Here is an 18,163-nt window from a genome sequence, read left to right on the forward strand (position 1 = left end):
ACAATGAGAATAACGATAAATGGAAAAGAATGCTGGGCCAATCCCGGAGAAACCATATTAAAAGTGGCTGAGCGGGAAGGTATCAATATCCCCACTCTTTGTTATTTAAAAGGCCTTTCTCCGACCGGTTCCTGCCGAATCTGTATAGTACAAGTTGACGGCGGCCGGATGGCGCCTTCCTGTGCGTTCCCGGTTTGCGAAGGCATGAACGTGGAAACCAACTCTGCCCAAGTGCGCCGGGCGCGAAAAACCATTATTGAATTATTGATTGCCAATCATCCTCAGGATTGTCTGAACTGTGTCCGCAACGGCAACTGTGAATTGCAGACGCTTGCCGAGGCTTATGGTGTACGCAGCAAGCGCTACATCGGTGAGCGCCGCAAAGCCAAACTGGATGTGGCGTCTCCGTCGATTGAACGCGATCCGGAAAAATGTATTTTGTGCGGCCGCTGTGTGCGCGTTTGTCATGAGGTTCAGGGTGTCGGCGCCATTGATATCGCCAACCGCGGATTTCAGAGTACGGTGATGCCGGCGTTCAATCACAGTCTGAATACCGTGGCTTGTGTGTTCTGCGGTCAGTGTGTGGTCAATTGTCCCGTAGGCGCGCTGCGCGAAAAAAGCCATGTGAAAAAAGTTTGGGAAGCGCTCAATGATCCGGACACGCTGGTGGTTTCACAGATCGCTCCGGCGGTACGTGTGGCTCTGGGTGAAGAGTTTGGACTGGAACCCGGTACCGTGGTGACCGGCAAAGCGGTGAGCGCGCTGCGCCGCATTGGCATGGATGTGGTGTTTGATACCAATTTCAGCGCCGATCTGACCATCATGGAAGAAGCCACGGAACTGGTGTCGCGTCTGCAAAATAACGGCACCATCCCCATGCTGACCTCATGCAGTCCCGGATGGATAAAATATATAGAACATTTTTATCCCGAACTGCTGGAGCATGTGTCGAGCTGTAAATCCCCGCATCAGATGCAGGGTGCGCTGATCAAATCCTACTGGGCGGAGAAAAGGGAATCGATCCGGAAAAGATTTTTGTAGTATCTATTATGCCCTGTACTGCCAAAAAATATGAAGCGCAGCGTCCGGAACTGGGAGATGAGCATCAGGATGTAGATGCGGTACTGACCACGCGCGAGCTGGCGCAGATGATAAAAACAGCAGGAATCGATTTTACCAGAATAGAAGATGATCATTTCGATGATCCGCTGGGCGAATCCACTGGCGCGGCTATTATTTTCGGCGCCACCGGCGGTGTGATGGAAGCGGCGCTGCGAACCGCCCATTACAGCCTGACGGGTACGGAATGCGCTGATATTGAATTCAAACCCATCCGCGGTCTGGAAGGCGTGAAGGAGGCTGAGATTAAGATCGACGGCACCGAACTCAGGGTTGCTGCGGTCAACAGTCTCAGCCAGATCAAATCTCTGCTCGATGATATCCGCGACGGCAAATCGCCGTATCAATTCATTGAAGTGATGGCCTGTCCGGGCGGCTGTATCAACGGCGGCGGTCAGCCACTGCCCTCGGATGCGGAAAAAACTGAAAAACGTATGCAGTCCATTTACAAGATCGACCGCGGGCTGCCGAAACGCTGTTCGCACCAGAATGAATCAGTGCAAAGACTGTATCAGGAATTTCTGGAAAAACCGAACAGCCACAAAGCCCACGAACTGCTGCACACACATTACGTCAAACGCACGGAAAGTGTCTAATATCATATTATGGCTGTTGTCTGGACCATAGAAGAAAAATGCCGGCGCTGCTATTCCTGCGTCCGGGAATGTCCGGCCAAGGCGATCAAGGTTGAACACGGTCAGGCCAAAGTGATCGAGAACCGATGCCTGGGATGCGGACATTGTGTAAATGTGTGCTCTCAGGGTGCCAAAGAAGTGCTGAACGGCACCCGGGAGGTCATGCATTACCTAAAATCGGACAGCGTGATTGCCATGCTGGCGCCGTCGTTTCCGGCTGTTTATCCGGATCTGGATACCCAACAGCTCGTCGGCGCCCTGCGCGCCTGCGGGTTTGATAAAGTCGTTGAAGTGGCATTCGGCGCGGATCTGGTCAACAAGGCGTATTTGCATCTGCTAAAAGCCCCTGATGATCCGGATATCGAAACAATGCTGCCGGTGATTGCATCGTCGTGTCCGGCGATTTTTTCCTATGTTCAGAAATATATACCGGAGCTGGTACCGCATATTGCCCGCATTGTATCGCCGATGGTGGCCATGGGACGCGCAGTGAATTATTTATATGGTCAGGACAAACGGGTGGTTTTCATCGGACCCTGCACGGCTAAAAAAGTTGAAATACAGGATGAACAGGTCAGTGATTCCGTGGATATGGTGCTGACCTTTGCCGAGCTGAACGATCTGTTTCAGTATTATCAAATTGATTTTGATGCTGTTGCCCCCCGGCCTCTGGATCCGCCGCATGCGTATCTGGGACGCCTGTATCCGGTGTCAGGCGGTTTTCTGCGCAGCGCCGGACTGCCTACGGATCTGATGAATGATGATATTGTGTTAACCGAGGGCAAAAACCGGGTTCTCAATTTGCTGGATCTGGTGAAGAAAAAGGAAATCGACGCCAAGCTTATTGATGTGCTGTTTTGTGAAGGCTGTATCAGCGGTCCGTTTTCCAATAAAAGTGAAAATTATTTTGACAGCAAGCGCAACATTGTGCGCTATACCGAGAACCGGCGCAACCAGGCCGATTATCCGGCCTGGCGGGAAACAATCGAAGACTGTTTGTCCCACGTAAATCTATATCGTTCTTTTAAAGCAGAATCGGTCAATAACCCCGAGCCGACGGAAGAAGAGATTTCTGAAATTCTGGCGCGCATTGATAAACATGAAAAATCCGACGAGCTGAACTGCGGCGCCTGCGGCTATTCTTCATGCCGCGAACACGCGGTTGCGGTTTATCAGGGACTGGCCGAAGCGGATATGTGTCTGCCATTTCTTATCGACAAGATGGAACATATGAAAAATAAACTGCAGGCCTCTCTGGACAAGCTTGCGACCACGCAGGAGCAGTTGATTCAACATGAAAAACTGGCGTCAATCGGACAGCTGGCGGCCGGAGTCGCGCATGAAGTCAATAATCCGCTCGGTTCAATCCTGCTGTACGCGCATCTGGTCAAACAGCGAATGGATCAGGCTGAGGACGATGCAAAAGATCTGAGCTTTATTATCGAGGAAGCCAAACGCTGTCAGAACATTGTATCCGGTCTGCTTGATTTTTCACGACAGGGACAGCTTACACTCAAACAGAATCATGTACCGGATATTATTTTGAAAATGATTGAGGTGGTCAAAGAACAGCCCGAGTTTAAGCATGTCCGAATTCATACGGAATTTGCTGATGATCTGCCCGAGATTTATGTTGATGAGGATCAGCTGTATCAGGTGTTTTTGAATATCACCATGAATGCGGCTGAAGCTATGCCGGAGGGAGGAGACCTGACCATCAAGGCATTTTTGGATGATGACACCAACAAGATGCGCATCACATTCACGGACACCGGTGTTGGAATCTCCAAAGACAATCAGAGCAAGGTGTTTACCCCCTTTTTCACCACAAAACAGATCGGCAAGGGAACCGGCCTGGGTCTGGCGATCGCCTATGGTATATTAAAAATGCATAAAGGCAATATTCGTGTTAAAAGCGAGGTTGATAAAGGATCTACCTTTATTGTTGATATTCCCCTCGCTTCTAATCAAACCATAACCAAAAAGGAGCAAGATGACTAACCATATTTTACTGATCGATGACGACGTCGATTTTGTGGAAATGAATAAAACCTTTTTGGAAACCAAAGGGTATACGGTAGATACCGCATACAATGGAACCGAAGGGGTGGAGCGCGTCAAAGAATCCGCGCCGAACTTGATCGTTCTGGATGTTATGATGGATCAGGTGGGGGAAGGATTTGAAGTGGCGCGGACTCTGAAACAGGATGAACAGTATAAACACATTCCCATCATCATGCTCACATCCGTAAACAAGGAACATGGATTTGATCTGACGGTGGGTGCGGACGAACAATGGAATCCTGTCGATTGCTTTTTAGAGAAACCATTGTCGCCTCAGGATTTATTAGCAAAAGTCAGAGAATTTTTGTCGGAATAAACAGGATAGGGAAACAGAATGAACGATAAAGTACTTTTGGTAGATGATGATGTCGATCTGATTGAACAATATACACCGGTTCTGGAGCAGGCCGGTTATCAGGTAAAAGGCGCCTATGACAGCAAAGAAGGCCTGGAGGCATTTGAAGCATTTAAACCGGATGTGGTTTTTGTTGATCTGGCCATGGAGCAGTTTGATTCCGGGTTTGTGCTTTGCCAAAAGCTGAAAAAAACGCAAAAAGGTGCAGACACGCCGGTGATTATCATGACCTCAGCCGGTCACGAAACCGGTATTCGCTTTTCCACGGATACGGCGGAGGAGAAAAAATGGATCCGCGCGGATGATTATCTGGAAAAACCGGTTGCGCCCCGCGATCTGGTGCAATATCTGAATGAAAAAATCTTTAAATGAAAATTAAAAACGCCGACATATTGGTTGTGGATGATGAACGCGGTATGCGGGAAGGGATTCAGAGACTGCTGGGCCTGAAAGGCCTGAATGTGGATACGGCCGAGAGTGGCAGTGAAGGGATTGAAAAAGGCATTTCAAAAGAATATGACCTGTATTTCATTGATCTGAAAATTCCGGATATTGAAGGCACCCAGGTGCTGCGTGAGATCAAGCTGGCCTATCCTGAAGCGATTTGTGTGATCCTGACCGCTTATGCGTCCATTGAAACCGCCATTGAAACCACTCAGCTCGGCGCTTATCAATATATTCCCAAACCGTTTGATCCGGAAGAGCTGCAGAATCTGGTCAACCGGGCGCTCGAAAAACGCTGGTACGTGCTGGAAGCGCGTCAGCTGCGTGAAGAGCGCGAAAAACGTCTTTTGGAACTGCAGCATGAACAATCGCGGGTCCGCAGTATCGTCAATGCTTTGGATGACGGGGTGGTGGTGATCAATGTGGACGGCCAGGTGGTGTTTCACAACTCGAGTTTTTTAAAGATGCTCAATGTGCCCAATGATTTTCAGACCGGTGAACAGGTTTGGGATATTGTGCCGGGAGAACTGCATGACCAGATCAAGGAGGTCATGGCGCAGCAGGATGATTTTCGCGCCATCAAACAGGAAATCACCATCAAACCGCCGGCTGAACTGGTGCTGATGGCCAACACGACGCCCATTGTTGATACGGATCATGAACTCATCGGTGTGGTATCGGTTTTACGCGATATTTCGGAACTCAAAAAACTGGACATTTTGAAATCCCAGTTTGTGAATATGGCAGCCCATGAACTCAAGGCGCCCCTGGCTGCCGTTCAGGGATACCTTGATTTGATCATTGATCGTTCCCTCGGAGACAATCTTGACAGCTATCAGACCTACCTGGAGCGCTCCCACGACCGCCTCGAAGCTCTTATTTCCATGATCAATGATCTTTTGAATATTTCCAGAATGGAAGCCGGCAAAGTCAGACGTGAAATTGAACAAGTCGATCTGGCCGGTTTGCTTAAAGATAAAATTGAACTGTTTACAAAAGAAATAAAGCAGAAAAATTTACAACTTGATATTCGTCTGCAGAAAGATTTCATGGTGAAATGCGATCGCGAAGAAATAGAACGCGTTTTTAACAATCTGATCAGCAATGCCGTCAAATATAATAAAGAAAACGGTACAATATCGATCAAAGCAGGTAAAGACGGACACTATGCCAAAGTCAGTGTCAGTGATACCGGAATCGGTTTGCAGCCTGATGAAAAGGACCGGCTGTTTGAAGAATTTTATCGGGCTAAAAACAAGTTTACACGAAAAATCACCGGTACCGGACTGGGTTTGTCTATTGTCAAACGTATTATAGACGCCAACGCCGGAAAAATCATTGTCGAAAGTGAATTTGAAAAAGGAACAACCTTTACCGTCTTTTTGCCACTGGAAACTGAATACTAGAGCGGCATAACACTGCCGCGACAGAGGTCAACCAACGGAGGACATCTGTATGAAGCTGTCAGAGATTGCTCAGGCTCTCGGTCTGGACATAATCAGCGGTGAATCGAATCTGGACAAACAAGTGGAATATGGCTATTTGTCTGATATTCTCAGTGATGTGATGTCCAGGGCGCCTAAAGCAGCGATCTGGATCACCAATCAAACCCATGAAAATATCCTGGCCCTGGTCTTCTTCAAGGGACTGGCCGGGGTGATCCTGCCGGAAAACATGTCTCTGGAAGAGGCGTCGATTAAAAAAGCGGAAGAGAAAAATATACCGGTGTTTCGAAGCAATTTGACGGCATTCGATATCGCCGGTCGATTGTACGAGCTGGGTATACGAGGTCAATAATGCTCAGTTGGTACAAAGCGGATTTGCATATCCATACGGTGCTTTCGGCCTGTGCTGAACTCAGCATGGGACCGAAAGATATTGTCCGTAAGAGCCTTGAACAGGGACTGGATATCATCGCGATCACCGATCATAATTCCGCTGAAAATATCACGGCCGTCATCAAAGCCGCGGAATCGACCGATTTGCTGGTGCTTCCCGGTATGGAAGTGTACAGCCGCGACGAGGCGCATATTGTCTGTCTGTTTGAAACCCTGGGTGATGTGCTTGCGTTTCAGCGTATCATCTATGCGGCAGTGGCTGAAGGCAAATATGATTCAAGTATGTTCGGCGAGCAGATTCTTTGTGATGCGAATGAAAATGTACTCGGTGAAAGCGATCGGCTTTTATCGCTGCCGGTGAATCTGAATCTGGATCAGATTGCGGATTATATTGCAGAGTTTAACGGCATTATGATTCCGGCGCATGTGGACCGGCGGTCTCACAGCATCTTGCGGGTGCTGAGTTTTATGCCGAATAATCTTCCGATTTACGCAATGGAGATCGCGCATTCGTATGAAAAGGCGTGCAAATCTTTCAGTATATTAAAGAACGGCAAGTATTCGGTGATCCGCTCTTCGGATGCGCATGATATTGATCAGATTGGCCAAAAGTTTACGTATTTCAAGCTAAAAGAAAAGTCGTTCAGCGAGATACGCAAGGCCCTGCGTCAGGTGGACGGACGAATGGCATCACTGGACAAGGTGAACTGATGCGCGAACTGTCGCTGAACATACTGGATATCATCACCAATTCCATCGAAGCGGAGGCAAACCGTGTGATTCTGCATATTGATGAAGACAAGGTGGAAAATCGTCTGACTTTTCGGATTCGGGACAACGGCCGCGGCATGAGTCAGGAATTTGTCCGGCAGGTGATGGATCCGTTTGTCACATCGCGCACCACGCGTCCGGTGGGCATGGGCCTGTCACTGTTGCACCAGCTGGCGCGGCAGGCGCGCGGAGACCTTGATATTCGATCAGAACTCGGTCAGGGTACGGAGGTCAGTACCTATTTGCGACTGCATTGCCTCAATCGACCGCCTCTGGGTGATGTGGGCGGGACGATTGTCAATCTGGTGATCAGCAATCTGGATGTGCATTTTATGTACATCCACACAACAGACTATGGACGGCTCTGGTTTGATTCTTACTGGATACTGGCGCGGGCGGCGGAACAGGATAAAACGCTTTACGATATGATTCATCCGTCTTTGGAACATATCAAAAGCCGGTTGAAAGACATTAATTCGAAAGCATAAAATGAGAGAATAACAGGTTCCCGGGTGAATCCGGGATTTTAGAATGGAAACCAAAGACAAGGAGGTCCAGAAGTGAAAACACTTGCAGATCTTCGCGCGGTCAAAGAACAAGCCAAAAAAGAAATGGCCGCTCGTGAAAAAACAGCAAAGTACCGTGTCTGTGTCGGCATGGGCACATGCGGTATTGCAGCAGGCGCCCGGGATGTGATGAGCGCGCTGCTGGACGAAATCAGTAAACGAGGTGTTGAAGACGCGGTGGTCACGCAGACGGGCTGCCAGGGATACTGTGATCAGGAACCGCTGGTACAGGTGACTCAGCCGGATAAAACTGTCATTTCCTACGGCAAAGTGACGCCCCAGAGCGCCCGTGATATTGTGGCGCAGCATATCATAGAGGGTAACGTGCTCTCTGATCTGGTGTTTAAACAGGATTAAGAAGAACAAATCAAGACGTGTATACGCGTTAAACAAGGAGGTTATCAATGCAGAACTTGGATCGAGTGGATGCGATCGTGAAAAATTATAACGATATGAAAACACCACTCATTTACATTCTCAAGGATGTTCAGAAAGAATACGGATTTCTCTCTGAGGATATTCTGACGCGGGTCGCACAGAGAACCGATATCCCTCTGAGCAATATCTATGGTGTTGCGACATTTTACAGTCTCTTCACCACAGAAGAAAAGGGCAAATATATCGTTCGCTGCTGCAACAATGCCCCCTGTCATGTCAAAGGTTCAAAAGATGTTCTGGATGCAATCCAGAATTATCTCGGTGTGCAGGTCAATGAGACCTCACTGGACAAGACATTTACTCTGGAATTTACCAGCTGTCTCGGATTGTGTGCGGTTGCTCCCGTCATGATGATCAATGACGAGGTATATGGTAATCTGACTCCGGAAAAAGCAGTGTCAATTTTGAAAGATTATAAAATGAAAGGGCTGTCGAATGCATAGATCACATATACTCATCGCAATGGACGCTCACACGATAGCCCAGGGTGCCCGTGCCGTCAAGGAGGCTCTCGTGCGTGAGCTTGAAATGGCAAATCTCGGCAATGAGGTCAAGGTTGTTGAAACCGGCAGTCTGGGAATTTACAACAAGGGCGTGGTTCTGGTTGTGTTTCCGGATGCGGTTTACTATGCCGGTGTCAAGGTGGAAGATGTATCCGAGATTATTTCCGAGCACATTATCAAAGGGCGCATTGTCGAACGTCTGCGCTATACCGACGTACCCGAATACAAAGAAGGCGAACAGGGCGAAGCCCCGCGCTTTGGCAAACAGATACGCGTTGTGTTGAAGAACGCCGGCAATATTGATCCGGAAAGCATTCAGGAATATATCGCGAATGACGGTTATGAAGCGCTGGGACGTGCATTGACCGAGATGAAACCCGGTGAGGTGCTGGAAACCGTGAAAAACAGTGAACTGCTGGGACGCGGCGGCGCGTTTTTTCCCACTGGATTGAAATGGAGTTTTGCCGCAGCTGAAAAAAACACGCCCAAATATATTGTCTGTAACGCCGATGAAGGCGAACCCGGCACATTTAAAGACCGGTTGATCCTGGAAGGCGATCCGCACCTCATTTTAGAGGGTATGGCACTGTCCGGATACGCGGTCGGCGCATCCATGGGCTATATTTACATTCGCGGTGAATATAAAATGTCCATTGAACGCATCAACCGCGCCATTGAACAGGCGCGTGAAAACGGATTGTTGGGCGAAAACCTGTTCGATTCGGATTTTTCTTTTGATATTGAGGTGCGTGAAGGCGCAGGCGCCTATATCTGCGGTGAGGAAACCGCTTTGATTGAATCGATCGAAGGCAAACGCGGTGAACCGCGTGATAAACCGCCGTTTCCGCCGTCAGAAGGTCTGTGGGGTAAACCCACAATCGTCAATAATGTGGAAACTCTGGCCAATATTCCGCCGATTCTGCGCAATGGTCCGGACTGGTTCAAGAAAATGGGAACCGAGAAAAGCCGCGGCACCAAGGTGTTTACCATGGTCGGCAATATCAACAATCCCGGATTGATCGAAGTGCCCATGGGCATCACGCTTCGTGAAATCATTTACGATATCGGACATGGCATTCCCAACGGCAAGGGCTTTAAACTGGCTCAGATGGGCGGCACCACCGGTGGTATTCTGACGGAAGAACACCTGGACATGCCCATGACGGTTGAAAATCTGCGCAGTGTCGGAGCCGGTCTGGGTTCGGGCGCTCTGCTGGTGGTTGATGAGTCTCAGGATGTGGTTGATCTGGTTCGCAATTTTGTTGAATTTTTCAACCATGAATCCTGCGGCAAATGTACACTGTGCCGTGAAGGCAACGGTCGACTGCTGCAGCTGCTGGATAAAATCCTGGACGGTCAGGGAACCGTTAAAGATATTGAATTGATGCAAGAATTTGGCACAGACCATGATGAAAGGCGCGTTCTGCGGCCTGGGTCAGGCCGCTCCCATTCCCGTGCTGGGATGTCTGAACCATTTCAGGAAAGATTTTCTGGCGGTTGTCCAAACCGCAGCGTCTGAAATTGAAGCTGCCTGAGGTCTGTGAAGCAATGTTGAACTGGAACTGTGATAATCATGAATAAACGGAGGTGTCCTGTGGCAAACGTCACCGTAACCATAGACGGCATTCAGCTGAGTGTTCCCCAGGGGACAACAGTCATGGATGCTGCAGAAAAAGCAAAAATACAAATTCCACGATTGTGCTATCATCCTGATCTTCCTCCGGTCTCCGCCTGCCGCCTGTGTGTGGTCGAAATTGAAGGCGACCGGCTGTTGAGAACCGCGTGTTCCTGGAAGTGTCAGGACGGTATGAACATCAAAACACGCACCAAACAGGTGCGCGATTCCCGTAAAATGGCGCTGGAACTGATTCTGTCGCGTCACCCCATGTTGTGCACCGAATGTGTGCGCAATCAGGATTGCGAACTCCAGAGCATGGCGGAACAGCTGGGTATTCGCGAAACCCGTTTTGAATACTCGGAGCGTCCCGGTGTAGCCGATCATTCCAGTGAAGCGATTGTTCGCGATCCGGCCAAATGTATCCTGTGCCGCCGTTGTATCCAGACCTGTGAACTGGTGCAGAGCGTCAGCGCGATCGGCCTGGAAGGCCGCGGCTATGATACCTGGGTGGATACACCGTTCGGCAAAGGCATCGCCGATGTGGCGTGTGTGTCCTGTGGTCAATGTATCGACCGCTGTCCGGTCGGCGCCTTGTACGAAAATCCGCATATCCAGCGTGTCTGGGATGCGATTGATGATCCGGAAAAACATGTGGTCATCCAGACGGCTCCGGCTGTCCGCGCTGCCATTGGCGAAGAGTTCGGTATGGAACCGGGGTCACTGGTCACGGATAAAATGGTGACCGGTCTGCGCATGCTGGGTGTGGACAAGGTGTTTGATACCAACTTTACCGCGGATCTGACCATTATGGAAGAAGGTCATGAGCTGCTGGGTCGCATCAAAAACGGCGGTACTTTGCCGCTCTTGACCAGCTGTTCGCCGGGATGGATTAATTTTATCGAGCATTTCTATCCCAGTCTGCTGCCGCACGTGTCCTCCTGTAAATCGCCGCAGCAGATGTTCGGCGCTTTGGCAAAAACCTATTACGCGGATAAAATGGGTATCAAACCGGAAAATATTTACAGTGTTTCGGTCATGCCCTGCACCGCGAAAAAAGTCGAAGCCGGACGTCCTGAGATGAACGACAGCGGATTCCAGGATGTGGATGCGGTACTGACCACGCGCGAAGCGGCGTTTATGATGAAACAGGTGGGTATCAATCTACCGGATTTGCAGCCCGGCGAATATGATGAACCTCTGGGTGTATCAACCGGCGCCGCTGTGATTTTCGGCAACACCGGCGGTGTGATGGAAGCGGCCCTGCGTACCGTGTATGAAGTGGTGACCGAATCCAAGATCGAAGATGTCAATATCAAAGCCGTACGCGGCATGCAAGGCGTTCGTGAAGCGGAAATCAATCTAAACGGCACCATCGTCAAGGGCGCGGTCGCCAACGGACTGGCCAATGCGCGCCAGCTCATGGACAAGATCGTGTCCGGTGAAGCGGATTACCACTTTATCGAGATCATGGCCTGTCCGGGCGGATGTATCGGCGGCGGCGGTCAGCCGATCCCGACGTCCATGGACATCCGTCAGAAACGTGTGGATGCCATCTATGCGGCGGATGAAAGTCTCGAAATCCGCAAATCACATGAAAATCCGGCGGTGATCAAACTCTATAAAGAGTTCCTGGGTGAACCGAACGGACATAAATCTCATGAACTGCTGCACACGCATTATACGGAAAAACAGGTCTACAAAGACGTACCTGCTTAACAAACAGAGCCCCGGGTTGACGCCCGGGGCTTTTTTGAAGGGGTGTATTGAAAACGTCCGATCATCAATGTTTTTGTTGCTTGATAAAACGCACAACCTGCCTGTAGACTATTAGACCGCACTTTTTTTTAAAAAAAGCTTGACTTTTAAAAAATTATTCAGTATTATAATAACGTTATCATTAAAAAGCATTAAGCAGTAAAATAAACCTAATAAATACAATAAATTAGCATAATGAAAACGTTTACATTAAATGCAAAAGAATCCAAGCCTAAAACAGGTTGCTGAAAAAGCCAATGTGTCTATAGCAACGGTTTCTCGAGCGCTCAACTATCCTGAAAAGGTTGATCCGAAAACTCTGAACAGAATTAATAAAGTGATCAAAGCGCTTAATTATCGTCCGAACAGGGTGGCGCAACGATTGCGCATTAAAGATGGACATCGAAAGATCATCGGTCTGTTGGTTCCGGATATTCAAAATCCTTTTTATGTGGATGTTGTCAGAGGGGTTGAAGATTATGCTTACAGTAGAAATTATGCCTTGTTGATGTGCAACTTTGCGCAAAACAAGGAAAAAGAGCGCATGTATCTGGACATTATGGTATCAGAATCTGTTGACGGGATGATTTTAGCGCCTTTTGATGAATATGATCAGGATGTTATGGATCTTTTGGGAAAAAATTACCCCATTGTTTGTGTTGACAGGGGATTGGCCGAGTATCAGGATGTGGATATTGTTTTGGTTGATAATGAAAGAGGGGCATTTGAAGCGGTGAGTTTTTTAATTGAGCAGGGTTATAAACGAATAGCTTATGTAGGCGGTCTGCCCTCTATCCCCACAAGTCAACAGCGTAAAGACGGCTATGTGAAGGCTCTTCAGAGACATAATATACCGGTCGAGAACGAGTTGGTCAGATTTGGTGATTCGAAGCATGACAGCGGCAAAGTCATTGTCCGGGAACTGCTTCAGCTCGAGGAAAGACCGACTGCTTTTTTTACAGGCAATAATCTTATTACTCTGGGCGCTTTGGAAACCATACATGCCATGAATCTGGCTATTCCGGACGATGTGGCCATAATTGGATTTGATGATATGCCGTGGTCTATTTCATTGAATCCGCCACTGACCGCCGTGAAGCAACCCGGATACGAAATTGGCAAAAGAGCGGCTGATTTATTGTATCAAAAAATTATTGAACCAGAAAAGCCGTCGATTAAAATGATGTTGAATACTGAATTGATGATACGTGATTCTTGCTAAATCACGACTTGTGTCATAACAAACAGGAGGTAACAATGTACAAGTTTGCCAACAAAATTTTGTTTTTTATTTTAATTGGAGTGGCTTTTTCTCTAAATGCTCAGGAACTCCTTTTATCGCCCTCTCCATTATATATGGGGAAAATTCCAGTCGGCAGTTCATCAGAACGACAAATGCTTCTTTATAACATTACAGCAGATCCAATAAAAGTGAGTTCTGTTTCCATTGACGGTACAGATGAATCGCTTTTTACCCTAATAGAAAATCCCGGAAATTTCACCCTGGGACCTATTGAGAAAAAAGCAATATCGATAAAGTACCAGCCTGACAGCCCTGTTGAAAACACAGCGATTTTCAAGGTTGAAAGCAGCGCCGGTACGTTTTCGGATACGTTGTCCGGATACGGTATTCAAAAGTCAGGTGGCCTTCAGCTGTTTGAGAGGATATTGGGGACGAATGAAGATGATAATGGAAGCAATATCAATCAAACAAGGGACGGCGGTTTTATCATTGTCGGAAGCACAACGCCGTTTGATGAAGACTATAGGAGTGTTTATTTGATCAAGACAGATGCTGCGGGTAAGGTGGAATGGACTGCAATTTATGGCGATGAGAAAGGAGTTGACTCGGGCGCTGATGTGGTGCAAACAGAGGATGGCGGTTATCTTGTTCTGGGTCATACAGAAAACTTTGGAGTCGGCGGTTTTGATATCCTGTTGCTGCGATACAATTCAGATGGAGAATATCAGTGGAAAAAAACGTACGGGTCTGTCAATGAAGAGTCGGGATCGAGAATAATCGCTACTGATGACGGAGGCTATTTTCTGCTGGGACAAACGACTCCTCGATCGGGGATTGGTAAGAATATGTTTCTGGTCAAAACAGACGCAGAGGGGTCAGAGCAATGGACGACCACATATGGAGGAGAAAACGGCACTGGCGGCGATGATATAATACAGTTGTCAGATGGAAATTTTGCCATCGTCGGCTTTCTTACCAAAGATGATGATTTTCAGGTTTATTTTATAAAGATAGATGACAAAGGAGATTCGATCTGGGAAAAATCGTTCGGCGGCTCGGCGTATGATGTCGGATCATCGGTTCGGGAGACTCGTGACGGCGGTTTTGTTGTCTGCGGTTATACTGCCAGCATGGGAGCGGGAGGCCGGGATGGGTATGTCGTCAGGTTGGATGATTCGGGTCGTCTGTTGTGGGAAGAGACATTTGGAGATGTTAATAACGATCAATTCGGGGGTATTGCGGAAACACCCGCCGGCAATTTTATTGCCGTCGGAAATACGGTCACCCGGATTACAACGGAGCAACAATATACGGATGCTTTTATGGTCAAACTCGACAAGAACGGCAATCATATATGGTCTAAACAATTTGGCGGATATTTATCTGATGGGTTGGGTAAAATATTAAAAACCAATGACGATGGCTATGTCAATTTGGGGAACACCCGCAGTTACAGTAAATCCAGAGATATTTATCTGAGTAAATTCAATAATGACGGCGTTGTCTCTTCAATAGATAAAGAGCAAGGTTCAAAGACGCGTCCCGATAACTTTGTATTATATCAGAATTATCCGAATCCATTTAATGCCTCGACGCGAATAAAATTTACAGTTCCCCAGGGCAAACTTGAACAGCATGTCTCTATAAAATTAATTGATATTTTAGGTCATATCAGAGCAACGCTACTCGATACCAGAAAAAATCCGGGTGTTTATGAAATACAATTTACGGCAAATCATTTATCCAGTGGTGTTTATTTTTATCAATTAAAAGCCGGCGAGAGTGTCTGTACAAAAAAAATGATTTTACTTGAATAAAGGTCGTAACATGAAATTAATGATTTTACCATAGGAATCGAAAGCAGCGGTCTAAAAACTTAAAGGAGGTGTGTTGGAAGCGGTTGTTTTACAGGCAGTACATAAAAAAAAGAGTACAGTTTATCAACCAAACGGAGGCTCAACCATGAAGTCTTATTTCCTGTTAGTGCAAGTGTTCATCATCCTCTTTACGGGGATCGTTCTGCAACCGCAGCGTGTATGCCCAACGAAGCGGAAGCATTGAAGGCAGAGTTATAGATGCGGAAAGCGGAGAGTATTTACCCGGGGCAAACATTTACCTGGAGGGTACACAGATCGGCGCTGCCAGTGATGCGAACGGATATTTTACAATCGAAAATGTGCCTTTTGGAGACTATACCTTAAAGGTTACCTACATCGGATACGAAGAGTTTTCAAGCGAGGTCGAATTAAAACCATCTGATGCCAAAGTAAACATCGATGTCCCCATGAATTTTACTGCGCTTGAATTAGATGCGTTTGTCGTAGAAGGTTTAAGACAGGGGCAGGTTAAAGCATTGAATCAGCAGAAAAATGCGGCCAACATTAAAAATGTCGTGTCGAAAGAAGAAATGGAAAAATTCCCGGATATGAACACGGCTGAAGTTTTACAGCGGATTCCCGGCATAGCAGTTGAACGCAGCCTGGGTGAAGGAGCGTTTGTTATGCTGCGCGGAACAGAGCCTCGTCTTACCAATGTTACCGTAAATGGACAAAAAATTGCCACGCCCCGTGAACAAGACAGATTTATCGGGCTTAATGTGGTCAATGCGAATCAATTGGCATCTATAGATGTCACAAAAGCCAGTACGCCTGATATGGATGGTAGTGCAATCGGCGGTACGGTCAATCTGGTGACACGCAGTGCGTTTGATTACCAGGAGCCCCGCCTTAATGTGAATCTGGGCAGCGGCTATCAAAAATTGGGAAACGATCCGCTTTATCGCGCTTCACTAAACTATAGCACCTTTTTGAATAAAGATAAAACAATCGGTGTCACGGTCGGCGCCAGCTGGTACAGAAATTCCATTACAGCGCATTCCAATGAATTTGATTGGGAAGATGTTGAAGATATAAACGGGAACGAAATTGCTGAAGCGTTGACTGATTTAAAGATTTTTAATTATGAGACAAATCGAGACCATATCGGTTTAAATGCCGGGATCGAATTCAGGCCCTCCAAAGACCACAGATATTTTATTAACGCCATGTACAACAAGCGGACCGATGATATGGATAGAAATCAGGTCCGTTATCGTTTTGACAAGGGAGATTATCTGAATGCGACGACAATAAGCGGTGGTCGCGTGGCTTTTGAATTGAACAGCCGGAATGAAATACAGGATCTGTATGCCTTTACCGCAGGCGGTCAAAATAAATTCGGACTTTTGAACCTGGATTATACACTATCCTATAGTCATGGTGAAGAATATACCGGTGATAACGGACACATAAAATCCGAATGGCAGATAAAAAATATCGATTATGCATTGGACCTGTCGGACGTAGATTTTCCGGGTGTTAACATCACCAACCATGAGCAAAGCTATTTTTTCAATCCTGAAAACTGGAATGAAGATAAACAACAATATAAAGATAGATTTGCTTCGAATGATAATTTTAACAGCGCTGTTAACGTAAAATATCCCTATTATCTGGGTGCTTTTCCGGCAGAGTTTAAAGCCGGTGGTAAATTAACGATTGACCAAAAAGATCGAAACAGTCGTCGTTATAATTATAGATGGCGCGGTGATTATGATCTCGGCATGTTTGGGACGACCGGAGAAACGATAGATGATTTATTACTTGACAATTACACATTGGGTCCCATAATGGATGGTGATAAAGCGAGCGAGTTTTTACAGAACAATCTCGATCCCGACAATGGCTTCCGCAAGGAACCGGTGAATGATAGCGAGGATGGTTTTGGCGGTCAATATGAGGGTTCCGAAAGCATCTATGCCGGTTATTTAATGACCACGATTCACTTTAATGAATTGATGGTTTTGGCCGGTGTGAGAAGCGAATTAACGCAAACGACGTATGATGGAATCGAGCTTCAACTGGATGATGACGGAGCGATTGTGAATGACAAACCCGTTTCCCAGGAAAATGATTATGTCAACTTTTTCCCCGCTGTGCACTTTCGGTACAATATATCTCCTATGACAAATGTCAGACTTGCCTATACTCAGGGTATTGCCAGACCCAATTATTTTGATTTGGCTCCGTACCGATGGATTATTCCGGATGATAATGAGATCGTTGCCGGGAATCCGGAGCTTGAGCCGACTGAATCAAAAAACATGGATTTAATGCTGGGTCATTATTTTCAAAGTGTCGGCGCTATCAATGTAGGGTTGTTCTATAAAAGTCTGGACAAGGTCATTTATCCAGCGGCGACTCGAATTGAAGGCGGCAACTATGACGGTTATGACGAAATAATGCAGGTTAACGGCGGAACAGCGGACTTGTATGGTGTTGAAATCGGATGGATGCAGCAATTAACCTTTTTGCCGGGCTTTTGGAATGGATTCGGCGTCTATGCCAACTATACCTATACCCAGGCTGATGTTGATCTCACCTATGCAGACCGTGATGTGCTTCCCGGCCAGGCGGGTGATGTCGGTAATGTAGGATTAAGTTTCGAAAGAGGCGACTTGACCGCCCGTTTGAGTTTTAATTATACTTCGGAAGTGCTGGTTGAGGTTGAAACGGATAAAGAATTCGACCGCTGGAACGACGAACGGCTCCAGGTTGATTTTTCAGGATCCTATGAGTTTATACCCGGCTTTGAATTCTATATCGATGCCGTCAATTTGACAAATGCAGTTAAGCGTGTGTATTACCATATACCTTCTCGTCCAGAGAAAATGCGTATTATGGCATCTCCGTACGCTCTGGTATTAAAATGACTCTATAGTTCCCATATAAATCCTCCCAATTACGGGCAAAGGCTCATTACGCCCCGGTTCTTGG

The 18,163-nt window shown here is 47.2% G+C and carries 14 protein-coding genes and 2 pseudogenes; all 16 read left to right on the plus strand.

Annotation, left to right across the window (positions count from 1 at the left end):
• Positions 1-3: 3 nt before the first annotated feature.
• The 16 genes and pseudogenes from U5R06_02725 (at position 4) to U5R06_02800 (ending at position 18,099) form a co-directional block, all read left to right on the plus strand.
• Positions 4-1,715, plus strand: a pseudogene (locus U5R06_02725) (NADH-dependent [FeFe] hydrogenase, group A6).
• 9 nt (positions 1,716-1,724) lie between these two features.
• Entirely contained in the window at positions 1,725-3,755 is a 2,031-nt protein-coding gene (locus tag U5R06_02730) for a [Fe-Fe] hydrogenase large subunit C-terminal domain-containing protein (protein ID MDZ7721752.1), read from the plus strand.
• On the plus strand, positions 3,748-4,134 hold the full coding sequence (locus tag U5R06_02735; protein MDZ7721753.1) for a response regulator: 387 nt from the start codon (positions 3,748-3,750) through the stop codon (positions 4,132-4,134). Before U5R06_02730 ends, U5R06_02735 begins: the two co-directional genes overlap by 8 nt.
• 18 nt (positions 4,135-4,152) lie before the next feature.
• The gene (locus U5R06_02740; protein MDZ7721754.1) at positions 4,153-4,545 is read left to right on the plus strand and encodes a response regulator; all 393 of its coding nucleotides are present in this window, start codon (positions 4,153-4,155) and stop codon (positions 4,543-4,545) included.
• Complete coding sequence (locus U5R06_02745; GenBank protein MDZ7721755.1) at positions 4,542-6,023, plus strand: response regulator; 1,482 nt, start codon at positions 4,542-4,544, stop codon at positions 6,021-6,023. The genes U5R06_02740 and U5R06_02745 overlap by 4 nt, the downstream gene beginning before the upstream one ends.
• A gap of 49 nt (positions 6,024-6,072) precedes the next feature.
• Positions 6,073-6,414 carry a DRTGG domain-containing protein gene (locus U5R06_02750; GenBank protein ID MDZ7721756.1) on the plus strand — a complete coding sequence of 114 codons (342 nt, stop codon included), beginning with the start codon at positions 6,073-6,075 and terminating at the stop codon, positions 6,412-6,414.
• Positions 6,414-7,166: a PHP domain-containing protein gene (locus U5R06_02755; GenBank protein MDZ7721757.1), complete on the plus strand. Its 753-nt coding sequence runs from the start codon at positions 6,414-6,416 to the stop codon at positions 7,164-7,166. The genes U5R06_02750 and U5R06_02755 overlap by 1 nt, the downstream gene beginning before the upstream one ends.
• Positions 7,166-7,714: an ATP-binding protein gene (locus U5R06_02760; protein ID MDZ7721758.1), complete on the plus strand. Its 549-nt coding sequence runs from the start codon at positions 7,166-7,168 to the stop codon at positions 7,712-7,714. Before U5R06_02755 ends, U5R06_02760 begins: the two co-directional genes overlap by 1 nt.
• 72 nt (positions 7,715-7,786) lie before the next feature.
• Complete coding sequence (locus U5R06_02765) at positions 7,787-8,149, plus strand: (2Fe-2S) ferredoxin domain-containing protein (GenBank protein MDZ7721759.1); 363 nt, start codon at positions 7,787-7,789, stop codon at positions 8,147-8,149.
• 47 nt (positions 8,150-8,196) lie between these two features.
• Complete coding sequence (gene nuoE / locus U5R06_02770; protein MDZ7721760.1) at positions 8,197-8,673, plus strand: NADH-quinone oxidoreductase subunit NuoE; 477 nt, start codon at positions 8,197-8,199, stop codon at positions 8,671-8,673.
• A gap of 430 nt (positions 8,674-9,103) precedes the next feature.
• Positions 9,104-10,075 (plus strand): annotated as a pseudogene (locus U5R06_02775) (NADH-ubiquinone oxidoreductase-F iron-sulfur binding region domain-containing protein).
• A 67-nt stretch (positions 10,076-10,142) separates the two neighbouring features.
• Positions 10,143-10,268: an NADH-ubiquinone oxidoreductase-F iron-sulfur binding region domain-containing protein gene (locus U5R06_02780; protein ID MDZ7721761.1), complete on the plus strand. Its 126-nt coding sequence runs from the start codon at positions 10,143-10,145 to the stop codon at positions 10,266-10,268.
• Between the two features lie 59 nt (positions 10,269-10,327).
• Positions 10,328-12,067, plus strand: a complete 1,740-nt coding sequence (locus tag U5R06_02785; protein MDZ7721762.1) for an NADH-dependent [FeFe] hydrogenase, group A6 — start codon at positions 10,328-10,330, stop codon at positions 12,065-12,067.
• 253 nt (positions 12,068-12,320) lie between these two features.
• Positions 12,321-13,328, plus strand: coding sequence for a LacI family DNA-binding transcriptional regulator (locus U5R06_02790; GenBank protein ID MDZ7721763.1), 1,008 nt, complete (start codon positions 12,321-12,323; stop codon positions 13,326-13,328).
• Positions 13,329-13,363: 35 nt separating this feature from the next.
• Positions 13,364-15,166 carry a T9SS type A sorting domain-containing protein gene (locus U5R06_02795; GenBank protein ID MDZ7721764.1) on the plus strand — a complete coding sequence of 601 codons (1,803 nt, stop codon included), beginning with the start codon at positions 13,364-13,366 and terminating at the stop codon, positions 15,164-15,166.
• A gap of 215 nt (positions 15,167-15,381) precedes the next feature.
• Entirely contained in the window at positions 15,382-18,099 is a 2,718-nt protein-coding gene (locus tag U5R06_02800; protein ID MDZ7721765.1) for a TonB-dependent receptor, read from the plus strand.
• Positions 18,100-18,163 lie beyond the last annotated feature (64 nt).

The organism is candidate division KSB1 bacterium (genome assembly GCA_034521575.1).
GTDB lineage: Bacteria > Zhuqueibacterota > Zhuqueibacteria > Residuimicrobiales > Krinioviventaceae > JAXHMJ01.